This is a genomic window from Variovorax sp. 05T418 (genome assembly GCF_056396385.1).
Window position 1 is genome coordinate 1 of sequence record NZ_JBFTLJ010000038.1, and the last position, 3,133, is coordinate 3,133.

Annotated in this window: 4 protein-coding genes; all 4 read right to left on the minus strand. The window is 66.6% G+C overall.

Annotated features, from left to right (window positions below):
• Window positions 1-40: 40 nt before the first annotated feature.
• Window positions 41-559 (minus strand): hypothetical protein, encoded by a 519-nt coding sequence (locus AC1DMS_RS31590; protein ID WP_478182132.1) that lies wholly within the window; start codon window positions 557-559, stop codon window positions 41-43.
• Window positions 560-587: 28 nt separating this feature from the next.
• Window positions 588-2,195: an IS66 family transposase gene (gene tnpC, locus AC1DMS_RS31595; RefSeq protein ID WP_478182134.1), complete on the minus strand. Its 1,608-nt coding sequence runs from the start codon at window positions 2,193-2,195 to the stop codon at window positions 588-590.
• Between the two features lie 85 nt (window positions 2,196-2,280).
• Window positions 2,281-2,628 carry an IS66 family insertion sequence element accessory protein TnpB gene (gene tnpB, locus AC1DMS_RS31600; RefSeq protein ID WP_124962304.1) on the minus strand — a complete coding sequence of 116 codons (348 nt, stop codon included), beginning with the start codon at window positions 2,626-2,628 and terminating at the stop codon, window positions 2,281-2,283.
• Window positions 2,625-3,023: an IS66-like element accessory protein TnpA gene (gene tnpA / locus AC1DMS_RS31605; protein ID WP_478182133.1), complete on the minus strand. Its 399-nt coding sequence runs from the start codon at window positions 3,021-3,023 to the stop codon at window positions 2,625-2,627. Before tnpA ends, tnpB begins: the two co-directional genes overlap by 4 nt.
• Between the last annotated feature and the right edge of the window lie 110 nt (window positions 3,024-3,133).

The following is a 3,133-nucleotide window of genomic DNA, read 5'->3' on the forward strand; positions in this document are numbered from 1 at the left end:
GTAATAGTCCGCTCGAGGCCGTTGTTGACGGCTGGGTGGTTTAAGGCGTGACGTCTGTGACGTGTTGAAGCAGAGCGAACGCCACGCGCCATGCGCGGCCGTCGCAGTGAACTGTGGCCGTACGCTGGTTGATCCGAACGATTTCTCCGACGTGGCGCTTCAGGCTTTGGTCGGAGAAGCTCACGCGCTGGCCGACGCGGAAGTCCTGTTTGTGATGGATCTCCGGCGGCGGTCTCAACGGTGCGGCGGTCGCTGGTGAGGATGACGTGCCTGCCTGCTGCTCATCGACCGGCACGACGGCCGCGTAAAGCACGCTGAAGCGCTGTTTGCTTTGCTCGTCGAGCAGCGTGACCTGCCGGTCCTTCATCGCCGCGATGCGAGCCTCACGCAGCTTGCCGGTCCCCCAGTCCCAGTACTTCACCAGTTGGCCCATGTGCAGCTGAGAGCGCGCCTGCACGATGCGCCTGGGGTCGGCCATGAGCTGCTCGATGACCCAGCTGAGCTGGTACAGCTCAGCGCTGGTGGCCATGGGAAGATCTTCGATCTGCTTGACACGCATGCTGGCGATTTTGCCAGCGGCGATGCGCTCAGGCCGCGAGCTTGTCGGTAGGCGGTGAGCTCGTCGGCGCCGCCTTGGCAAGCTCACTGGCGACCGCCCACGGCAGCAACTCGTCGATGCGGTTGCTCGGATGGTCGGCGATGCGCTCGAGCACGTGGCGCAAGTAGGCCTGCGGATCGAGGCCGACGAGCTTGGCCGAGCCAATCAAGGTGTAAATCACCGCCGCGCTGTGCCCGCCGTTGTCGGAGCCGAGATGCAGGTAGTTTTTCCGCCCGATCGCCACGCCGCGCAGTGCGCGCTCGGCCGCGTTGTTGTGCGCTTCGATCCGCCCATCGTCGACGAAGCGCGTCAGCGCCGTCCAGTTGCTCAGCGAGTACCCGATCGCCAACGCCATCGGCGACTTCGCCGAGACCTGCGACAGCGCTGTGTCGAACCATGCCTTCAGGTCGCCCAGCATCGCACTCGTGCGTTCCCGGCGAACCCGCATTCGTTCGTGTGGCGGCTTGCCTCGGATCTCGGCCTCCACCCCGAAGACCTTGCCGATGCGCTGCAGCGCCTGGTGCGCCAGCGTTCCGCCGAGCTTGTGCTGGCGCTCGTGGATGTCCCACAGCTTGCGCCGTGCATGGCTCCAGCAAGCCGCCTCGACCACCCGGCCGTCCTCGTACAAGGGGTGGTAGCCAGCGAAGGCGTCAGCTTGCAGGATTCCCTTGAAGTGCCGCAGGTGGCGCACGGGGTGTTCGCCCTTGCGGTTCGCCGAGTACTGGAACCACACCGCCGGCGGCGCTGTGTCGCCGCTGGGGCGGTCATCCCTCACGTACACCCACAGACGGCCAGTGCGCGCCTTGGCACCGGCGCCGCCGAGCACGCGGATCGGCGTGTCGTCGCCATGGATCTTGTCGGCCGCCAACACGTAGCGGCCGATGGCTTCGGCCAGCGGGCTCAGCAGGCGTGCCGCCTGCGCCACCCAGTCGGCCAGGGTCGAGCGCTGCAGTTCGACGCCCTCACGGGCGTAGATCTGGCACAACCGGTAAAGAGGCGCGTGGTCGCAGTACTTGCTCACCAGCACGTGCGCGAGCAGGCCAGTGCCGGCCACGCAGCGATCGATGGGCCGGCTCGGCGCTGGCGCCTGCGTGATCGTGCTGCAGCGCGTGCACGCGAGCTTGGGGCGAACGTGGCGCACGACATGGAAGCTGCCCGGCTCATAGTCGAGTACCTCCGAGACGTCTTGGCCGATCTCGCGAAGGCCGCGGCCGCAGGCCTCGCAGCTGCAACCGCTGTGCGGCGTGTGCATCACGGTGCGCCGCGGCAGATGATCTGGCAAGTCGCGCACGCCAGTGCGCTGTCGCGCCTGGCGCTTCTTGCGGCCCTGCTCGATGGACGTGACGTTGGAAGGGTGCTCGCCGTCTTCGGCGCCGGCACCTTCGGCCTGTGTCGTCGGTGTCAATGTCGGCTGCGCGAGCTGGCCGCCCACGAGCTCAAGCTGAGCGTGTTCAAGCTGCTCGCTGGAGCGGCCGTACTTCATGCGCCGCAAGTACGCCACTTCGACCTTGAGCTTCTCGACGGTCAGCAGCGCGATCTTCAATGCCTCTTGCGAGCGCTGCACCTCGCCGCTGAGCGCGGCGTTGGCGGCAAGCAGTTCCTGCGAGGTCATGGGCACGACTGTGCCGACCGGAACCCGCTCCAACAACGGGAATTGTCCTGTCAACTTGACCGGCGGTCCGCTACGCCGCTGCGCGCGGTTGCCAGGTGCGCTCGGGTCGGCGCCAGTCGATGCCTTCGAGCAGCATCGACAGCTGCGCACCGCTCAGCGAGATCGAGCCCGACTCGGCCTGCGGCCAGATGAAGCGGCCACGCTCCAGCCGTTTGGCCAGCAAACACATGCCGTCGCCGTCACTCCACAGCAGCTTGACCAGGTCGCCGCGCCGCCCGCGGAAGACGAAGACGTGTCCGGAATACGGGTCCTCGGTGAGCGCGGTCTGAACCTTCGCCGCCAGCGTGTCCATGCCGCAGCGCATGTCCGTCACGCCCGCGGCCAGCCAGACGCGGGTGCCCGCACGCGGGCCGATCATGCACTCTGGCGCAGTGCGCGCAAGACACTGCACAGGCTGTCTTCGTCGACAGTCCCACGCAGTCGCAATTGCGCGCCGGCGAACTCCAGTTCGATGACGCCGGTCCGCGGTGTCGGTCTCGATGACGATGGGGCAGGCGCAGCGGAAGTCGGAATGGACATGACCTCGGTCGCCGGTGCTACCTCTATCGGCAACAGCACCGCCGGCGGCGTGTCGCCTGCGGCTCGAACATGCTCCCTGCGCCACTTGAACAGCATGTTGGCGTTGATGCCACCTCGCAGCGCGATCGCCGATACGGACGCGCCTGGCTCCAGGCTTTGTCGCACCAGCTCTTGCTTGAACGACCGGTCGTGATGTCGCCGGCTCGCCTTCTCTGGGTCTTGCTCGCTCTTCATGGTGTGCACCATCTCCTCTTAGCGCACACCTCCAAGCGGGTCTGCGATTCGGGTCAGATGCTTCCCGCAGCTTGCACATCAGGCAAGGACGGCCTTCGTCGGACTATTAC

What these genes read in the sequence shown, in the direction of transcription:
- tnpB (WP_124962304.1), bottom strand. Translation starts at nt 2,628, where the DNA reads ATGATCGGCCCGCGTGCGGGCACCCGCGTCTGGCTGGCCGCGGGCGTG.
- tnpA (WP_478182133.1), bottom strand. Translation starts at nt 3,023, where the DNA reads ATGAAGAGCGAGCAAGACCCAGAGAAGGCGAGCCGGCGACATCACGAC.
- AC1DMS_RS31590 (WP_478182132.1), bottom strand. Translation starts at nt 559, where the DNA reads ATGCGTGTCAAGCAGATCGAAGATCTTCCCATGGCCACCAGCGCTGAG.